Annotated in this window: 19 protein-coding genes; 10 read left to right on the forward strand and 9 right to left on the reverse strand. The window is 61.6% G+C overall.

The annotated features are described in order from the left end of the window. The first annotated feature begins 7 nt into the window (after nt 1–7). Both cls and ACK3EW_RS02240 read left to right on the forward strand, forming a co-directional pair. Nucleotides 8–1,411: a cardiolipin synthase gene (gene cls / locus ACK3EW_RS02235; RefSeq protein ID WP_493808275.1), complete on the forward strand. Its 1,404-nt coding sequence runs from the start codon at nt 8–10 to the stop codon at nt 1,409–1,411. Next, nucleotides 1,411–2,088, forward strand: a complete 678-nt coding sequence (locus tag ACK3EW_RS02240; protein WP_493808276.1) for an endonuclease/exonuclease/phosphatase family protein — start codon at nt 1,411–1,413, stop codon at nt 2,086–2,088. The genes cls and ACK3EW_RS02240 overlap by 1 nt, the downstream gene beginning before the upstream one ends. A 588-nt stretch (nt 2,089–2,676) precedes the next feature. On the opposite strand, the gene fdh3B is transcribed toward ACK3EW_RS02240, so the two are convergent. The 6 genes from fdh3B to ACK3EW_RS02270 form a co-directional block, all read right to left on the reverse strand. Continuing rightward, the gene (gene fdh3B / locus ACK3EW_RS02245; RefSeq protein WP_085631451.1) at nt 2,677–3,270 is read right to left on the reverse strand and encodes a formate dehydrogenase FDH3 subunit beta; all 594 of its coding nucleotides are present in this window, start codon (nt 3,268–3,270) and stop codon (nt 2,677–2,679) included. A 14-nt stretch (nt 3,271–3,284) separates the two neighbouring features. Then, complete coding sequence (locus ACK3EW_RS02250) at nt 3,285–6,173, reverse strand: formate dehydrogenase subunit alpha (protein WP_493808277.1); 2,889 nt, start codon at nt 6,171–6,173, stop codon at nt 3,285–3,287. Between the two features lie 100 nt (nt 6,174–6,273). After that, a complete protein-coding gene (locus tag ACK3EW_RS02255) occupies nt 6,274–6,465 on the reverse strand; it encodes a ubiquinol-cytochrome c reductase iron-sulfur subunit N-terminal domain-containing protein (RefSeq protein ID WP_085631455.1) in 192 nt (63 codons plus the stop codon). Nucleotides 6,466–6,544: 79 nt separating this feature from the next. Beyond that, entirely contained in the window at nt 6,545–7,159 is a 615-nt protein-coding gene (locus ACK3EW_RS02260; protein ID WP_439119220.1) for a TorD/DmsD family molecular chaperone, read from the reverse strand. Next, a complete protein-coding gene (locus ACK3EW_RS02265; protein WP_493808278.1) occupies nt 7,156–7,839 on the reverse strand; it encodes a DUF3306 domain-containing protein in 684 nt (227 codons plus the stop codon). Before ACK3EW_RS02265 ends, ACK3EW_RS02260 begins: the two co-directional genes overlap by 4 nt. Then, the gene (locus ACK3EW_RS02270; RefSeq protein ID WP_493808279.1) at nt 7,836–8,402 is read right to left on the reverse strand and encodes a DUF3305 domain-containing protein; all 567 of its coding nucleotides are present in this window, start codon (nt 8,400–8,402) and stop codon (nt 7,836–7,838) included. Before ACK3EW_RS02270 ends, ACK3EW_RS02265 begins: the two co-directional genes overlap by 4 nt. A 124-nt stretch (nt 8,403–8,526) precedes the next feature. Here ACK3EW_RS02270 and ACK3EW_RS02275 point away from each other — a divergent pair, with 124 nt between their 5' ends. Further along, entirely contained in the window at nt 8,527–10,497 is a 1,971-nt protein-coding gene (locus ACK3EW_RS02275) for a 4Fe-4S binding protein (protein WP_493808280.1), read from the forward strand. Between the two features lie 76 nt (nt 10,498–10,573). Here ACK3EW_RS02275 and ACK3EW_RS02280 read toward each other — a convergent pair whose 3' ends face one another. Then, nucleotides 10,574–11,335 carry a hypothetical protein gene (locus tag ACK3EW_RS02280; protein ID WP_493808281.1) on the reverse strand — a complete coding sequence of 254 codons (762 nt, stop codon included), beginning with the start codon at nt 11,333–11,335 and terminating at the stop codon, nt 10,574–10,576. 99 nt (nt 11,336–11,434) lie between these two features. Between ACK3EW_RS02280 and ACK3EW_RS02285 the strand changes: the two genes are divergently transcribed. Genes ACK3EW_RS02285 through ACK3EW_RS02300 form a run of 4 tightly spaced genes read left to right on the forward strand, consistent with a single transcriptional unit; the run spans nt 11,435 to nt 13,873 of the window. Next, on the forward strand, nt 11,435–11,626 hold the full coding sequence (locus ACK3EW_RS02285; protein ID WP_085631462.1) for a DUF6494 family protein: 192 nt from the start codon (nt 11,435–11,437) through the stop codon (nt 11,624–11,626). Nucleotides 11,627–11,628: 2 nt separating this feature from the next. Further along, nucleotides 11,629–12,693: an Mrp/NBP35 family ATP-binding protein gene (locus tag ACK3EW_RS02290; RefSeq protein ID WP_493808282.1), complete on the forward strand. Its 1,065-nt coding sequence runs from the start codon at nt 11,629–11,631 to the stop codon at nt 12,691–12,693. Then, a complete protein-coding gene (locus ACK3EW_RS02295) occupies nt 12,690–13,397 on the forward strand; it encodes a biotin/lipoate--protein ligase family protein (protein ID WP_493808283.1) in 708 nt (235 codons plus the stop codon). The genes ACK3EW_RS02290 and ACK3EW_RS02295 overlap by 4 nt, the downstream gene beginning before the upstream one ends. Further along, the gene (locus ACK3EW_RS02300) at nt 13,394–13,873 is read left to right on the forward strand and encodes a DUF6505 family protein (protein WP_085631468.1); all 480 of its coding nucleotides are present in this window, start codon (nt 13,394–13,396) and stop codon (nt 13,871–13,873) included. The genes ACK3EW_RS02295 and ACK3EW_RS02300 overlap by 4 nt, the downstream gene beginning before the upstream one ends. Before the next feature lie 43 nt (nt 13,874–13,916). On the opposite strand, the gene ACK3EW_RS02305 is transcribed toward ACK3EW_RS02300, so the two are convergent. Then, complete coding sequence (locus tag ACK3EW_RS02305; RefSeq protein WP_493808284.1) at nt 13,917–14,639, reverse strand: DUF1194 domain-containing protein; 723 nt, start codon at nt 14,637–14,639, stop codon at nt 13,917–13,919. A gap of 133 nt (nt 14,640–14,772) precedes the next feature. Between ACK3EW_RS02305 and ACK3EW_RS02310 the strand changes: the two genes are divergently transcribed. From ACK3EW_RS02310 to ACK3EW_RS02320, 3 genes are all read left to right on the forward strand, one after another. Further along, nucleotides 14,773–15,180: a c-type cytochrome gene (locus tag ACK3EW_RS02310; RefSeq protein WP_439119228.1), complete on the forward strand. Its 408-nt coding sequence runs from the start codon at nt 14,773–14,775 to the stop codon at nt 15,178–15,180. 120 nt (nt 15,181–15,300) lie between these two features. Continuing rightward, complete coding sequence (locus ACK3EW_RS02315; protein WP_493808285.1) at nt 15,301–15,792, forward strand: class I SAM-dependent methyltransferase; 492 nt, start codon at nt 15,301–15,303, stop codon at nt 15,790–15,792. Between the two features lie 18 nt (nt 15,793–15,810). Beyond that, complete coding sequence (locus ACK3EW_RS02320) at nt 15,811–16,044, forward strand: hypothetical protein (protein WP_493808286.1); 234 nt, start codon at nt 15,811–15,813, stop codon at nt 16,042–16,044. Between the two features lie 6 nt (nt 16,045–16,050). Here the strand turns inward: ACK3EW_RS02320 and pepT are convergent, their stop codons facing one another. After that, entirely contained in the window at nt 16,051–17,289 is a 1,239-nt protein-coding gene (pepT, locus tag ACK3EW_RS02325) for a peptidase T (RefSeq protein ID WP_493808287.1), read from the reverse strand. Nucleotides 17,290–17,379: the final 90 nt, after the last annotated feature.

A 17,379-nucleotide genomic window follows, 5' to 3' on the forward strand; every position in this document is an offset into this window, starting at 1 on the left:
CTTACTTATGGCTGATTTTCTGACCGCCACAAATGCCGCCATCGCAGCAGGTCTCGCGGTCCTTGCTTTGGTGGCCTCGTACCGCGCGCTGCTGACCTCGCGCACACCGCAGGGCGCGACCGCGTGGATTCTGCTGATCCTGCTTTTGCCCATTTTCGGTACGTTGCTGTACCTCGTGTTTGGCCACGCCAACTACAAAAGCTTTGAACGCGAACGCCGCAAGTCGGATGAAGACATGTTCGATATGGCCTCGGAGGTCAGCGTCTCACAGGACCCGTCTCGGCTAGACACGTTTGCTCGCATCGCGCGCCTGCCCGTAACCGAGGGCAATGACATGTCCCTGCTTGTGGATGGGAAAGCCACCTATGACGCGGTGCTGGGGGCAATCCGGGGCGCGCAGCATACGCTCTTCGTGCAATTCTACACGATCAAGGATGACGATATCGGGCGTGACCTGCGCGATGCGCTGATCGATCGGGCCAAGGCGGGGGTGTCGATTTGGCTGCTGCATGATGAATTGCCGTTCTTCGGCCTGCCGCGCGGCTTCAAGACCAAGCTTGAAGATGTTGGCATTCGGCTTGCCCGACCCAAAGGGCCGAAACGGCTATTGGGGCCGTTCCAGTTCAACTACCGCAACCACCGCAAACTGGTGGTGGTCGACAACAAGCTGGCCTTCACCGGCGGGTTGAACGTGTCGAAAACCTATGTTGGGTGCAATCCGTCCATCGGTCCGTGGCGCGACACCTTTGCCAGCTTCCGTGGGCCTGTTGTCGCTCAGCTTGCCCTGCATTTCTCGTCCGACTGGATGTGGGCCACCAGCGAAGACCTGAGCGAAATCGCAGCCGCCACGCCAGCGCCAAGCGGCCCGCTGCGGGCAGTCGCTCTCGCCCCATCCCCAGCCGAAGACATCGCGGCTGGCAATCTTTACTTTATCGCACTGGCCCATGCCGCGCGAAAGCGGCTCTGGATCTCCAGCCCCTATTTCGTGCCTGACCGCGACGTGCTCACCGCATTGCGCTTTGCCGCGCTGCGCGGGGTCGACGTCAAAATCCTCGTTCCGGGGCGGGCCGACCACTACATCACGTATTTCGCCGCGATGGCCTATTTCGACGACCTGCGATCTGCGGGTGGTGAGATCTGGACCTATGATCCGGCGTTCATTCACCAGAAAGTCGCGTTGGTGGATGACGACATCGCCTCCATCGGGTCAATCAATCTCGACATCCGCTCGGGGCTGCTCAATTTCGAACTGACCGTGCTTATGGAGGGCAAGAGCGCGGCGTCTGCGGTCGAACATATGCTGATAACCGATTTCGGACACGCGACCCGTGTCGACATCGACCTGCCGGATCGCAACCTGATCGTCGGCATGCTGGCGCGCATCGCGCGGTTGTTTGCGCCAGTGCTGTGATGCGGATCGCCAGCTACAACATCCGCAAGGCGGTGGGGCTTGATTGGCGCCGCGATCCGCTGCGGATCATTCGCGTTCTGGCCAATCTCGATGCCGATGTGGTGGCGTTGCAAGAGGCGGACAAACGGCTTGGTGCACGGCCCGCCGTGCTGCCCGAAGATGCGCTGTTCGACCAGACCGGGTTGCGTGTTCTCCATGTCACCAATGGCCCAAGCTCCGGCTGGCATGGCAACGCGCTTTTGGTGCGGGACGGGTGGCGTGTGGGCGCGACCGAAAGGCTCAGCCTGCCGGGGATTGAACCGCGCGGGGCATTGCTGGCCGATCTGGAAGGGCCGGGCCAAAGCCTGACGCTTGTGGGCACCCATCTGGGGTTGCGACGGGGATGCCGGCAGTTGCAACTGGCGCATCTTTTGGAAGAGCTAGAGGCGCGGACGGACCGCTCGGTGATCGCCGGGGATTTCAACGAATGGTCGCCGCGCATCGGTTTTGACATTCTGGAGCACGCCTTTGACGTGATCAGCCCGGGGCGCAGTTTTCACGCCTCGCGCCCGATCGCACCGCTGGATCGCTTTGCCGTCGGGCGCGGGTTGCAGGTCGCCCGGGCAGGGGTGTTCGAGCAGGGCGAGGCACGGCGCGCGTCCGACCATCTGCCGGTGTGGATGGATCTCGACCTTTGAGGTGGTGCCGCATTTTCAAAAATGCGGTTCAGAGCCTTTGAAGGCTCTGAACAAGACCTTTCGAAAGGTCTTGGCACCGCACGCACCGTTTGTCGCTCCTTAACCAACTCTCCGCCATACCCGCCCCCACAAAAGCTTTTGAGCGGGAAGGGTCACTCCCATGCCGCGTAGACGACACTGACTCGCGAGGTTTGCGAAAAACAAACATTGTGTATTGCCAATGTCCCGAGAGCGCGCAGCGCGGCAGGGTATTGGCGATCCATGATTTCGCAAAACTCGCATTTCTCTCATATGCCGGAAGGCTGACCTTGAGAGACCGGTCTGAACAGGCTTCGGCAAACCCGGAGTACAGGTCACGCGTTAAATCGTGGATTTGAGAGAACCGTCAGGCCCATGGGGCGGCGCCGCTTCTTTCTGAAATGACGATCACATGCCGGGCAGATGCCCGGCCTACACAAAGACCACCCGGCGGGATGACACCTGACCGGACGCACCTGCGTAGGCCGGAGCTTCAGCCCGGCGTACCCCAAAGAAAAGCCCCGGAGCGAACTCCGGGGCTTTTCTTTGGTCAATCATGTAAAACGACGATCAGCCGTCTTTCTGGTCGTAGGCTGTACCCCAGCCCCATGCGCCAGAGCCGAAGCCACGGGCGACGACGCGCTCGCGGTAGATCGACGCGACGATGTCGCCGTCACCGGCCAGCAGGGCCTTGGTGGCGCACATTTCCGCACAGATCGGCAGCTTGCCTTCGTCGATCCGGTTGCGGCCGTACTTGGCGAACTCGGCAGTGGAGTGGTTCTCTTCCGGGCCACCGGCGCAGAAGGTGCACTTGTCCATCTTGCCACGGCTGCCGAAGTTGCCCGCTTGCGGGTACTGCGGTGCACCGAACGGGCAGGCGTAGAAGCAGTAGCCGCAGCCAATGCACAGGTCCTTGGAGTGCAGGACCACACCTTCTTCGTTCTGGTAGAAGCAATCCACCGGGCAGACGGCCATACAGGGCGCGTCCGAACAGTGCATGCAAGCCACCGAGATCGAGCGTTCGCCGGGGCTGCCGTCGTTGATCGTGACCACCTTGCGGCGGTTGATCCCCCACGGAACCTCGTGCTCGTTCTTACAGGCTGTGACGCAGGCGTTGCATTCAATGCAGCGTTCGGCGTCGACAAGGAATTTAGCTCGTGCCATGTCTCATGTCCTCCTTAAGCTGCCATGATCTTGCAAAGTGTCGCTTTGGTTTCCTGCATCTGGGTCACCGAGTCATACCCGTAGGTCTGCGCGGTGTTGGTCGATTCACCCAAGACATAGGGGTCTGCACCTTCCGGATACTTGGACCGCTGGTCCTCGCCCTGGTAGTGCCCACCGAAGTGGAACGGCATGAACGCCACACCCGGTGCGACCCGTTCGGTCAGCATGGCCATAACCTTGACCTTGCCGCCTTCGGGGCCTTCCACCCAGACCTGTGCCCCGTCACGCACACCAAGGTTGTTGGCGTCGCGCGGGTTGATCTCGATAAACATGTCCTGCTGCAGCTCGGCCAGCCACGGGTTTGACCGTGTCTCGTCGCCGCCGCCCTCGTATTCGACCAATCGGCCCGAGGTGAGGATGATCGGGTAATCCGCCGAGAAATCCTTGGCCTGGATCGACTTGTACATGGTCGGAACGCGCCAGAACTTCTTGTCCTCGTAGGTCGGGTAGTCGGCCACGAGGTCGTAGCGGTTGGTGTAGAGCGGTTCGCGGTGCACCGGCACCGGATCCGGGAAGGTCCACACGACGGCACGGGCCTTGGCGTTGCCGAAGGGCGCACATTCGTGCTTGATCGCCACCCGCTGGATGCCGCCCGACAGGTCGGTTTTCCAGTTGGTCTTCGGACCTGCCACTGCGTCGATTGCTGCACGTTCGTCTGCGGTCAGATCGCCATCCCAGCCAAGGTCCATCAGCATCTGCATGGTGAATTCAGGGTATCCGTCCTGAATTTCCGAGTTCTGCGAATAGACGCCCTCGGCCAGCAGGTTGTCGCCATCCTTTTCTACGCCAAAACGGGCGCGGAAGGTCAGGCCACCTTTGGAGACGGGCAGCGACATGTCATAGAGGTTCGCTGTTCCGGGATGGTTCATCTCGGGAGTGCCCCAGCAAGGCCACGGCATCCCGTAGTAATCGCCATCAGCCGGACCGCCATTTGCCCGCAGGGTGGTACGGTCAAAGGTGTGCTGGTTGGCCATGTGCAGCTTGAGCCGCTCGGGCGACTGGCCGGTATAGCCGATTGTCCACATGCCGCGGTTGAACTCGCGGGTGACGTCTTCGATCACTGGGGTCACGCCATCGTCTTCCAGCGCGATATTGCGGAAGATCTTGTCGTGGAAGCCGAACTTTTGCGCAAACAGACCCATGATCTCATGGTCGGTCTTCGATTCGAACATCGGGGCCATGACCTGATCGCGCCACTGAATCGAGCGGTTCGATGCCGTGACAGAGCCACGCGTTTCGAACTGCGTCGTTGCCGGCAGCAGGTACACCCCATCGGTGCGGTCATGCAGAACGGCAGACACGGTCGGGAACGGATCGATCACGACCAGCGTGTCGAGCTTTTCCATCGCCGTCTTCATTTCCGGCAGACGGGTCTGCGAGTTGGGCGCGTGGCCCCACAGAACCATCACGCGGGTGTTGTCCGGCTGATCGAGATTTTCCTTATCTTCCAGAACACCGTCGATCCAGCGCGATACCGGGATACCCGTCAGGTTCATCATCGGGGTTTCCCCGACTGTTTCCTGCGAGAACCGGCCCTTGAGGTAATCAAGGTCTTCTTCCCAGACGCGCGCCCAGTGAGCCCACGATCCCGGAGCCAGACCATAGTAGCCGGGCAGGGTATCGGCGAGAACGCCAAGGTCGGTTGCGCCCTGCACGTTGTCGTGGCCGCGGAAGATGTTTGTGCCGCCGCCTTCGGTGCCCATGTTGCCAAGAGCAAGCTGCAGGATGCAGTAGGCGCGGGTGTTGTTGTTACCGTTGGTGTGCTGCGTGCCACCCATACACCAGATCACGGTGCCGGGGCGATTGTTCGCCATTGTACGTGCGACGCGCTCAAGCTGCGAACCGGGTGTGCCGGTGACGCGCTCGACCTCATCGGGGTTCCACTTGGCGACTTCTTCCTTGATCTGGTCCATGCCCCAAACGCGGGTGCGGATGAACTCTTTGTCTTCCCAGCCGTTCTCGAAGATGTGCCACAGTATACCCCAGACCAGCGCCACGTCGCTGCCGGGACGGAAGCGGACATATTCGTCGGCATGGGCTGCGGTGCGGGTGAACCGCGGGTCGCAAACGATGAGCGGAGCGTTGTTCTGCTCTTTCGCCTTGAGGATATGAAGCAGGGACACCGGGTGCGCTTCGGCAGGGTTGCCGCCGATCAGGAAGATCGCGCGCGATTTGTGGATGTCATTGTAGCTGTTGGTCATGGCGCCGTAGCCCCATGTGTTCGCCACACCGGCCACAGTCGTCGAGTGACAGATCCGGGCCTGGTGGTCGATGTTGTTCGTGCCCCAATAGGCGGCGAACTTGCGCATCAGGTAGGCTTGTTCGTTGTTGTGCTTGGCGGAACCGAGCCAGTAGACCGAGTCCGGGCCGCTTTCATCGCGGACCTCAAGCATCTTGTCACCGATCTCGTTGATCGCCTGTTCCCACGAGATGCGCTTCCACTCACCACCCTCTTTCTTCATCGGGTACTTGAGGCGGCGTTCCCCATGGGCGTGCTCGCGAACGGCGGCCCCTTTGGCGCAGTGGGCACCAAGGTTGAACGGGCTGTCCCAGCCGGGCTCTTGCCCGATCCAGACGCCATTGCTGACTTCGGCAACAACGGTACAACCGACCGAACAGTGCGTGCAGACCGATTTGACGGTCTCGACCGCGCCGTTGACGGCGGATTGCGCGCTGGCTTGCGTGACAGCACCACCTGTGGCGCTGATCGTGGCAAGGCCACCGATGGCAAGGCCGGATCCCCGCAGGAACGAGCGTCTGTCGACAGATTTATTGGAAATCTCGGAAATCAGGCCTGTCCGCGCAGTGCGCCGTGTCAGCCCTCCGGTTTTCTTTCTTAGCATGGTATCCCTCTTAAGCTACCTGTGGCGCGTCGCGCCGTCGGCTGGGTTGCGATCTGCCACCGGGAAAACCCGGACTGCAGAGGAGGTGATGTACGAGGTCTTAGAACCGGGTACTGGCGAGGTAGGCGCGCGTATGAGCAGTGTCCTGCATCCGACCGTCTGCCTTGGGCGTTTCCGCCGCTTCGGCTTGGGTGCCGGACACGGCAACTGCCGCGACAGCAGCCGGGGCTGCGGTGCCTGCCAGTTTCAGAAAATCACGGCGACTTGCGGACGCCTCGGTTTTCTCAGTCATGGAAGGTTCCTCCCTTCTTCCTGTTTGGTGCGGCGCGTGTGCCGCAGGGCGACGGTTGCCCGTCAGGTGCAATCCCGGTTTAGGCCGGGGTCAGTCTGAACGCTTCGCGTTCGATGGTCATGAATGCCTTTCCCACAGATCCGACGGCGCTATAGAGCATCGCGGTTTTTGCGGTTTCCAGATCGGCATAGAAATGTCCCGCCCAAGGCGCGATGTGCCGGTTGAAGAACGTCTTTTGATCTTCAAGCGAGGACGGTGTGGAAAAACGCCCGACAATCAAACCGCCCATCACTTCCATCAGTGTGGCGATGTTGTCTTCGGGTTCATAGACATTGGGCGCGCGTTCGATCCGGCGCGCCGACAGGTCACTGCGCAACACGGCAAGCGGCTTTTCGTGCAGAAAACCCGTCAGGTAAAAGCTGGCATAGGGCAGCAATTCGCCCCTGCCCAAACCGATGAACAGTTTGTTGAATTCGCGTTCCGCCTGTTGCGGTTTCGTGGTCCGGGCGCAATCGGCAAGCCGCGTGATCGCCTGACCCAATTCTGTATCGTCGCCAGTCAGACCCGCAGTTTGGGCCAGCAAAAGCTCATCGGGCGGCGCCGACAGGATCAGGCCAAGATAATTGTAAAGGTCCGCGCGAAGGCGGTCTTCTTCTGACACCGATGGCGAGGTCTGAGCCGCGCTCATTGTCATCCTGTCTCACTTTCAATTCTGAATCGCATCCGTCGCGGACGCATAGGTTCCTCGGATACTGTATCCAACGGTGTGCCGTTGGCATATTCCGACCCGTCGCTCACACCTACGACCATGGTCGCAGATGCAGGTGCGGCAATTGCATCTTCCTGCATAATTTCCGGAATAGATTCATTTTCGGCAGATGTTTTGCACTCTGCCTCGGCCAGACTGATTTCCGACAGATTCTGTGGGGTATCAACGTGTTCGCCAGACTGCGCCGCGATTTTGGCCCGCTCCTGTTCTTCCAAAGCCTGCACGTGACGCAGCAATCCCTTGCCAACCTGGTAGGCGGTTTTGACCCCCGGCGCGTCGGTCGCGGCATTGGTGAAATCGCCATCGTAATCGTTCAGCCCGTCCAGATTGGCCAGCACCGGATTGAGCCGCCACAACTGCCGCATTGCGCGGCGGCGCAGGCGTTCGGGGACTGCCTTGTTCATGAAGCCCGCGATGTCCTGACCGGGTTCGAGGTTGTCCGGATCGGGCAGGCCGAACTCTTCCAGGATTTCGGCGTCTGTCTTTTCTTCAAGCTGCTTCTGCTGCGCCTCGACTTCGACAGCTTCGGCACGGCGGGCCTCTTCGGCTTCTTCCGCTTCGACCCGCGCCTTGCGGCGGGACCAGAAATCCGACCCCCGGCTCATGACTCGCGCGCCTTTCGGGCGCTGGACGGTGCGCGATACACATCGCTGACCTGCGCAATGCGCGGATCGCCTTTGCCGTCTTCGACCTTGTCTTCCAGATAGCGCTTACGCTTGCGTTTTACGAACGGCTCTTCCACGAAATGAAGGTCGGTCCATTCCTGCACCCACGCCACAAGGGCCGGGGGCATCGGGACTTTTTCAACAACGTCCTCGCCGCCGTCGGTGTATTGCATCGCCTCATGCGGATTGGCTGTAATGAGCTTGACCTTGTAGGGCCATTCGTCGTCGGAGGGTTGCAGGACGACATAGGCGCAGACCACCGGCTCTGCGAGGCCGATGCGGTAGGCTTCGGCATCGGTGCGCCAGAGTGTCAGCGTACGGGTGCCCACATGATATTCGGAAATATCGCCTTCTTCGCGCAACAGTTTCCAATGCGAAGGCCCGGCACCGGGCAAAAGTGCGATGGGCGCATAGGCCCATTTTTGCCATCGGGTCACACCGGGGCGGCGCTGCATCACAACGCCCACCGGCATGTCGATGGAACGGGTGTCTGTCGTGGTCAAACTCTTGTCCTCCCAATCCGGCTTCACGGGCGCGGTTGACATCTGCCTAGCATAGCCCTTGGGTATGTCCAAATATCAACCAACGAAAAGAGACCACGCGGGCAACCGCCGCGAAAGGGCCAACATGGGAACCAGACTGCTTCTTTGTGACTGCCTCGGCAGCCAGACCGTCGACGCCACCGCCATTGGCGGCGTCGCATCGCTTGATCCGTCAAAGGTCTATACCAACCTTTGCGGCACCCAGACCGAAGCCGCCGCCAAGGCGATCGAGGCCGGGGGCGTCATGATCGCCTGCGCGCAGGAAAGCGCATTTTTCGAGATGCTGGCCGAAGAGCTGGGCCTCGATGCGCCGGGCTTTGTCGATATCCGCGACCGCGCAGGGTGGAGTGATCAGGGCGCCAAAGCTGGGCCGAAACAGGCAGCGTTGGCGGCCGAAGCGGCGCTGACCCTTCCCGCACCCAAGGTGGTCGATGTCATCAGCGAAGGCACCTGTTTGATCGTAGGGGCGGGTGAGGCGGTGTTCGCAGCTGCGGCGCAGCTCTGCGACACGCTGGCGGTGACCGTGCTGCAGACCGATGCGTCGGATGTGCCGCTTGATCGGCGGTTCGACGTGGTGCGTGGACGGGTGCGGAACCTGAACGGCGCGCTCGGCCAGTTCGAGGTGCGGATCAACGGGTTCGCGCAACTGTTGCCCGGCGGGCGCGGGGCGTTTGCGTTCAGCGATCCCAAGGACGGCGCAGTGTCGGACTGCGATGTTGTGGTCGATCTGACGGGCGATCCCGCGATGGTGCCAGCCCCCCACAAGCGCGAAGGTTATCTGCGGGCCGATCCGCGCCAGCCCGTTGCTGTGGCCGCCGTTCTGGCCGAGGCGGCGCAGATGGTCGGCACGTTCGAAAAGCCGCTTTATATCGCCTTGGAGCCCGCTTTGTGCGCCCACAGTCGTGCAGAACAAACGGGCTGCTCCAAATGTCTCAACATCTGCCCCACGGGTGCGATCACGTCGGACGGCGATCATGTCGCTATCGACCCGATGGTCTGCGCGGGCTGCGGGGCCTGTGCTGCGTTGTGCCCGTCCGGGGCGATCGCCTATGACGCGCCACCTGTTTCGGCGGTGTTCCGGCGTCTGGATGCGCTGTCTGCGACCTATCGCAAGGCGGGCGGCACCGCGCCGCGCCTGCTGGTCCACGATACCGACCACGGCGGCGAAATGATCAGCCTCGCCGCCCGCTTTGGCCGAGGCCTGCCTGCGGACGTGATTCCCTTTGCCATGGACAGTCTGGCCGCCTTTGGCCATGCCGAGATGATGGCCGCGCTCAGCTGTGGTTTTGCGTCGGTCGATGTCTTGCTGGCCCCGCGCACCGAGCGGGACACACCGGAGCATGAGGCGATGCTGGCCAATGCGCTGTCCGGTGGTGGCCGCGTGCAGGTGATCGATATGGTCGATCCCGACGCGCTGAGCGATCACCTTTACGGCGGTGCTGCGCCGAAGACCGTCGCATCCCCCAGCCTGCCCATCGGCACACGCCGTCAGGTGGCGCGTGTGGCCGCCAAGGCGATGATGCCCGATGCCGAGATCCTGCCACTGCCTGAAAACGCGCCCTACGGTGCGGTTCTGGTCAACACCGACGCCTGCACGCTGTGTCTGAGCTGCGTCTCGCTCTGTCCATCCGGCGCATTGGGCGACAATCCGGACCTGCCGCAACTGCTGTTTCAAGAGGACGCCTGCCTGCAATGCGGCATCTGCGCCACGATCTGCCCGGAGACTGCGATCACGCTCGAGCCGCGCATGAACCTCACCGATGCGGCGTTCAGCCAGGTTGTGTTGAACGAGGAGGAGCCTTTTGCCTGCATCGAATGCGGCGCGCTGTTCGGGGTGAAATCGACCATCGAAAAGATCACCGAAAAGCTGGCGGGCAAGCATTCGATGTTCGCCACCAGCGACGCTGCGAAGATGATCCAGATGTGTGACAATTGCCGCATTCAGGCGCAGTACCATTCGAAGAACAACCCGTTCGCGCTGGGCGAACCCCGCATCCCGCGCACGACGGATGATTACCTGAAAGAGACGCCCTACTCGAAACGCAAGGATCATTGAGCGGGCAAGCGCGTTAGAACGCGCTTGTTGCGATTTCGAAATCGCGGGGGAACGCCTTTCGAAAGGCGTTCTTCCCTCAGTCCTGCATTGACTGAACCGGACGCCCCAGATCTGCGGGCGCGATGCCCTGCACGAAGGCCATGATGTTCTCCAGATCGTCCAGCGTCATTTCGACTGCCGCAATGGGCGACGGGCGGGTTGGGTCGAACGGCTCGGTCACGTCTTCAATCTGGGTAAATGCGGGGTGCGGTTTCAGCACATAAAACGCCTGAAACCGGTCCTCCCAATCGCGCAGCGTGCGCAGCACGGCGAAAGACGGGGTCGAGCCGATGGAGTTCATGCGGTTTTTGTCGCTCACCACATGGCAGCGCCCGCAATGGGACAGCGAGACTTCCTCGCCGCGCAGCACGTCGCCGTCATAGGTGATCTGGACCACCACTTTTTCGACCTTGACCTCTGAGGTGAAGGGCGCGACCCCATCCACCTGATAGCTGTCGACCGTGTTGCGCCCCACATCCGAGCGCAACCAATCGGCAAAGCGCTGTGCATCGGGATCAGCGCCCGCGTCGAACTTCCAGACCGTGTCTAGGCCTTCGAAGGCCACGATCCCTGTGTCGCCGAATTGGGCACCGGCGGTGGCGTCTGGTGCGGTCAGAGTGATGCGGGTCTGGGTCTTGAGCGTAAAGCGCGGCAAGATGTATTTCAGAAGCCCGGACTCGACCAAGGCATCTGGCGCGGCCAGCGTGAAGGTTTTGTCCTGCGCTTGAGCAGGGTGCGTCAGGGCTGCGGCGGCCAGTGCGCACAGACCAAAACGCCAAACGTGTCGGATCGCATTCATTCTTCAGCGCCTCCTCGCTTGAAAGCCTACTTGCGCTGGCTTACACCCGTCAACGCTTCACCTCGCAAAGAACGAGGGGACGCCCAAGGGAGAATACCGATGAGCGATGATTTCAACATGTCCATGCGCAAGTTTCTCAAGCAGGTTGGGGTCACGTCCCAGCAGGCGATCGAAGAGGCGATGCGCGACGCGAACACCAGCGGCAAGACCTTTGATGCGAAGGTTGTGCTGACGATTGACGGGCTCGATTTCGAGCATGTCGTGACTGGCACGATCAAGGGACAGGACTGACCGTGGCGCTGACACGTGACGCGGTTCTGGCCGCGCTGAAAGCGGTGAACGACCCGGCTTCGGGACAGGATATCGTGGCCGCAGGCATCGTGCGTGCGCTCAACGTCGATGGTGACGCAGTGCGCTTTGTCGTCGAGGTGGCCCCGGATCAGGCAACGGCCTATGGCCCTGTGCGGCAGGCGGCTGAGGACGCGGTCAAGGCGCTGGGCGCGTCTTCCGTATCGGCGGTGATGACCGCGCATTCCGCGCCAAAACCGCCGCCTGACCTCAAAGGCGGGGCCAAGCCGAAACCGGCCGGACCCGAGAAAATTCCCGGTGTGGATCGCATTCTGGCGATTGCTTCGGGCAAGGGGGGCGTGGGCAAATCCACGGTCTCTGCCAACCTCGCGTGTGCGCTGGCTGCCGAAGGCCGCCGCGTTGGCTTGCTCGATGCAGATGTCTATGGCCCGAGCCAGCCGCGCATGCTGGGCGTGTCGGGACGTCCCGCCAGCCCGGATGGCAAGATCATCCTGCCGATGCGCAATTTCGGCGTGACGATGATGTCGATGGGGTTGATGGTCAACGAAGGTCAGGCTGTAGTCTGGCGTGGTCCAATGCTCATGGGCGCGTTGCAGCAGATGCTGATGCAGGTGCAATGGGGCGCGCTGGATGTGCTGCTGGTGGATTTGCCGCCGGGCACGGGTGACGTGCAGATGACCCTATCGCAGAAAGCGCATGTGGACGGAGCCGTGGTGGTGTCCACGCCGCAGGACGTGGCGCTTCTGGATGCCCGCAAGGGGATCGACATGTTCAACCAGATGAACGTGCCGATTGTTGGGCTGATCGAAAACATGTCGACCCATATCTGCTCCAATTGCGGCCACGAAGAACACATCTTCGGCCATGGCGGTGTTGCGGCAGAGGCGGCCAAGATCGGCGTTCCGCTTTTGGCGGAAATCCCGCTGCATCTCGACATCCGCAAGGCGGCAGACGGGGGCGCGCCCATCGTTGTGTCCAAGCCCGACAGTGCGCAGGCGCAGGCGTTCCGCGACTTGGCCCGCACGCTGATCGCCGCTGGCAAGGCATGACCTCCGGCCCGATGTTCCCGCCGCTGATGCAAGGCATCAATGCGGCGGGGGCGGACCCGTTCGAGGCGGCGTGCTCGGAGGCGGCACAGGGATGCGATGCGGGGACAATCCTTTACGACGTGAGGCCTGAACGCCTGAGCGCTGCCATCGTGCTGGCCCCCGAAGTGGTGCTGGCGGATGCGGCGGCGATGCTGCCGCTGACCGGGGTGGCGCTGCAGAACGCGCTGGGTGCGCTGGGCCCGTCGGAACTGGCGGTGCATCTGTGTTGGGATGGGCCGATCCGGGTGAACGGGGCGGTGTGCGGTGGGCTCCGCGCAGCGACGGATACGAAAGAAACCACAAAGGAACCCGGCTGGCTTGTCACTGGGTTCGAACTTGTCTTTGCACGGCCCAACGTGGTGGGCGGCGACACGCCGGACGAGACCGACCTGATGAGCGAAGGCTGCAGCGACCTGACGCCGACTGACCTGCTGGAAAGCTGGTCGCGGCACCTGCTGAACTGGATCAGCCGGTGGGAGGACGAGGGCATGGGGCCGCTTCATACCGAATGGTCCGGTCTGGCGCATGGGATGGGGCAGGACGGCACCTTCCTTGGAAAGGCGGGGCATTTTCTTGGACTTGATGAAAAGCTTGGCCTCTTGCTTCGGACAGACGGGCAGACCATGCTCTTGCCGGTGACCGACCTTTTGGAGATCCGTTCATGAAACTTGCCCGTGCCATCCATTTCGACGAAAGCGACCAGCGCGTCTTTCATTCTCCGGCCCGCACCGGCGAATGGTGCGTTTCGGGCGGGTTCGAGTTTTCCAACTGGTCCGAAGGCGATCTGGTGGGCCGCGCGAAACAGGCGTTTTCCAATGGCTGGCTTGGCGCGGAAACCTATGGTCGGGTGAGCTTTGTTGCCGTGACACAGATGGAACCGGCAGAGCATGAGGCTCTGGTGCAAGGGCTCGCGCAGCATTTCGTCGACATGTACGGTGCCCCGTCGATTGACGCCGCGCGTCCGGTGGCTGAAGCCGAGATCGCGCATATGGCTGAACTGTGCGACGAACACGCGCCCAACACGTTGTTGACCGTCAGCCGGGAACTCACCGAAGCCGGGGTCAAAGAGGCCTTCCGCGTGATCGAGCCGCAAGAGGCGGACATGGCGCTGCTGGCTGTGCACGGGTCGCTGGACGAGTAAAGCGTCTTCGAAGACGCTTGCGCCGCGATTTCGAAATCGCGGGTTAAGGCTCTTTGAAGAGCCTTTGCGCCTCTGCCACCTCGCGCGATGGCATTTCGCCCGAAATCTCCAGGATCAGCTTGCGCTTCACCGCCTCGGCGAATGAATCGCGATTTTCGGCTGTCACGACAAATGCACCCAACCCGCCGATGATCCGCGCCTCGTATTGCGCCTCAAGCCCGCCTTGGGCGCGACCCGGATCGTCAGGGCGCAAGATCGGCAGGGCGTTGATGGTCACACCTGCCGCCACAACGGTCGCCCGCGCTTCGGCAATGGAGGGGCCGGAATAGCTGCGCACAGAGTCGCCGGAAAAGTCGATCACCCGCCGCCAACCGTCGAAGTCGTTGGTGTCCATCAGCCGCAGCCCTTCAAGTAACGCCGCACCGATGGCGTTGCGCCCATAGGCCTGACGCGGTTTGTTCAGCAGTTCGGCGGCAAAAAGCGTTGCACTGTCCGGGCCATCAATCCGCATCCAGTCGGCGACGACCGCCTGATTGGCGGCCCATTCGACATAGATGACGGCAATGCTGCCATAGGCGGTGTTGGCGATGGCCGCGAGCACTTCGGGATCGGTGATTGCCTGCGCGTAGCCTTGCCGTTGAAAGTCGATCTCGCGCTGGTCGATGGAGCCGGAGGCATCTGCAAGCAGCACCAGTTCAAGGTCGGTGTCTTGCGACATGGCCGGGCTGGCGAGGCTCAGAAGAAGGATCAGGAACAGGCGACGCATGGCAAATCCTCGTGCTGCAATGGTTTAAAGTTAGAGCGTTTGGGCCAGACCTCAAAAGGATTGATCCGGATCAACGCGGGAACGGCGCAATTCAGTCAGGCTTGCCTCACCTTTGGTCAGATGGAGTCTCCTCATGCGACGTGTTCTTGCCGGTCTCACCCTCATTGCCCTGACCGCCGCGCCCGTGATGGCGCAGGATGTCGATCACGGGCGCGCTTTGTTCCAGACCCATTGTGCCAACTGTCACGGTGCCGATGCCAAGGGGCAGGGGCCATTGGCAGGTGCTTTGGTGTTGCAGCCTATCGACCTGACCGCTTTGGCGTCGCGCAACGGGGGTGCCTTTCCGCTGGAGCGGGTGCTGAAACGGATTGACGGGACTGACCCTCTGGTCAGTCATGGATCGCCCATGCCGGTCTATGGCCCCTATTTCGAAGGGGTCGCCAACACGCCTATGAAACTTCCCAGTGGGCAGCCGATGCTGGTGTCCGAACCGATCGCTGATCTGGTGGGCTATTTGCAATCGGTGCAGAGCGGAGACTAAGCGCGTTCAACGCATGGTGTTTTCGCGCATCGCTGTGCTGCGCTATCGGAAGGCGCTGGGTTGCATTGCCTTGCGTCCCGGCGGATGGTGCCGATCAATTGTGGTTGGTGAGAAAATTCCATGTCGATACCGGATACGTTGGGCACGTTGCTGATCGAAACCGTCAAGGGGCATCAGCTTGGTGGCGCGTTTCTCATGTTGGGGCGGCAGGGCTTTGTCGGCAGCAGGCGCGGTCAATCGGCCAAGGACTTCGAAGCGGCGATCGCGACTCATTTGCCGGGCCTGACAGAGGATGATCTGCGCAACCCGGACAATGCCTACAGCGAGACCTTCTTTTCCAAACTGGGCTTCGAAAGTGTGGATTCGCTCGATTTCTCGGATTTCGAGAACGCGAGTGTCATCCACGACCTGACCCAACCTGTCGGTGAGGACCTGACCGCGCGGTTCGACGTGATCTATGACGGCGGCACCTGCGAACATGTGTTCGAACTGCCCACCGCCTATCGCAATATCGACCGGATGCTGCGGCCGGGTGGTGTGCTGATCGGGCATTCGCCGTGCAACAACTGGATCAACCACGGCTTTTATCAGATCACACCCGAGATGGTGTAAGGGTTCTGGGAAAAGGCCATGGGATACGAGGTGCTTGACCTGCTGCTTCAGCCGATCCGCCCGGCCCATGCGGCCAAGACGGCGCGGACGACGAACCCGAATGAGACCGGCGTGCGCCCGCGTATCCGGGGGGAACTTCCTGCCGGGTCGCCTGTGATCCTGCACTATGCCGTGCGCAAGCCGTTGACCGAACAGGCGCAAGGCGGCGTGTACCAGACCGACTACATGAAGCGCTGGTCAGACGACGATTAAGTATCCTTAGTCAGGCTGGGCCGCACGTTCCGCAATGCGCAGACAGAGGTCCGTGGCTTTCGTCATGTCCTGCACGGACACCCATTCAAGTGGTCCGTGCACGTTCTGCATGCCGGTGAAAAGGTTTGGGCAAGGCACCCCCATTTCCGTCAGTCGCGACCCATCGGTCCCGCCGCGGATGGGGGCCGAAATTTCGGGGATGTTCAGATCGGCCAACGCCTCTCGGGCCAGCGTGACCGGTGTCATGTCATTCTCCAGCCAATAGCGCATGTTGCGGTATTGCGGGGTGATGGTGCAGGTGATCTGGGCGCGGGGTTCGGTGGCGGCGATGGTGTCACAGACCTGCCGCAAAAGCGCGCCTTTGGCTTCCAGTCCGTCGCGTTCGAAATCCCGCAGGATAAAGCGCAGTTCCATGTGGTCGGCGCTGCCTTTCATGTCGACAGCGTGGATAAAGCCTTGGGTCCCATCCGTGGTCTCGGGTGTCATGGTGACCTGAGGCAGGGTGTCGATGATCTTGGATGCGAGGTGGATGGCGTTCACCAGTTTACCCTTGGCCCAGCCCGGATGGATCGACACGCCGGTCACAGTAACCACGGCGAAATCGGCTGAGAAAGTCTCGTAGGTGACTTCGCCCAGATCGCCGCCGTCGAAGGTGTATGCGAAATCGACACCCAGATCGGCGGGCAGCTTGGGATCGACCCCGCGCCCGATCTCTTCGTCCGGGGTAAAGGCCACGCGGATCGTGGGGCGTTTGATCTGTGGGTTCTGCAGCAGATGCCGCGCGGCTGTCATGACGATGGCGACGCCCGCCTTGTCATCTGCGCCCAGCAGAGTGAGGCCCGAGGCGGTGACGATGTCATCCCCGACCTTGTCCGCGAGATAGGGGAAGTCGTCTGGCGACAGCAGGAGATCGGGATCGTCGGGATAAGTGATCACCCCGCCGTTATAGCCTTCGATCACGCGGGGTTTTACACCCGTGGCGTTGAACTGCGGGGCTGTATCGACATGGGCGAGGAACCCCAGGGTCGGGCCGGGGGCAGTGCCGGGGATCGTGGCGATCACGGTGCCATAGGGCGTCTTGGTAACGTCCTGCGCGCCCATCCCGGTCAGTTCCGTCACCATGAGGTCGAGCATGTCGTGCTGGCATTCAGTGGATGGAGCCATGGGGCTGTCCATGTCCGCCTGACTGTCGATGGCGCAATAGCGCACGAGGCGTTTTTTCAGCTCATCGTGAAACGGGTGCATGAATGGCTCCTCTGAGGTTTGGAGCGAAGGGGCCGGAGGACGCGGGAAGAGTCAAGAGAGCGGCGATGCGAAGACCTGCCAATCTTGAGC

The organism is Marivita sp. NO-S04 (genome assembly GCF_059070475.1).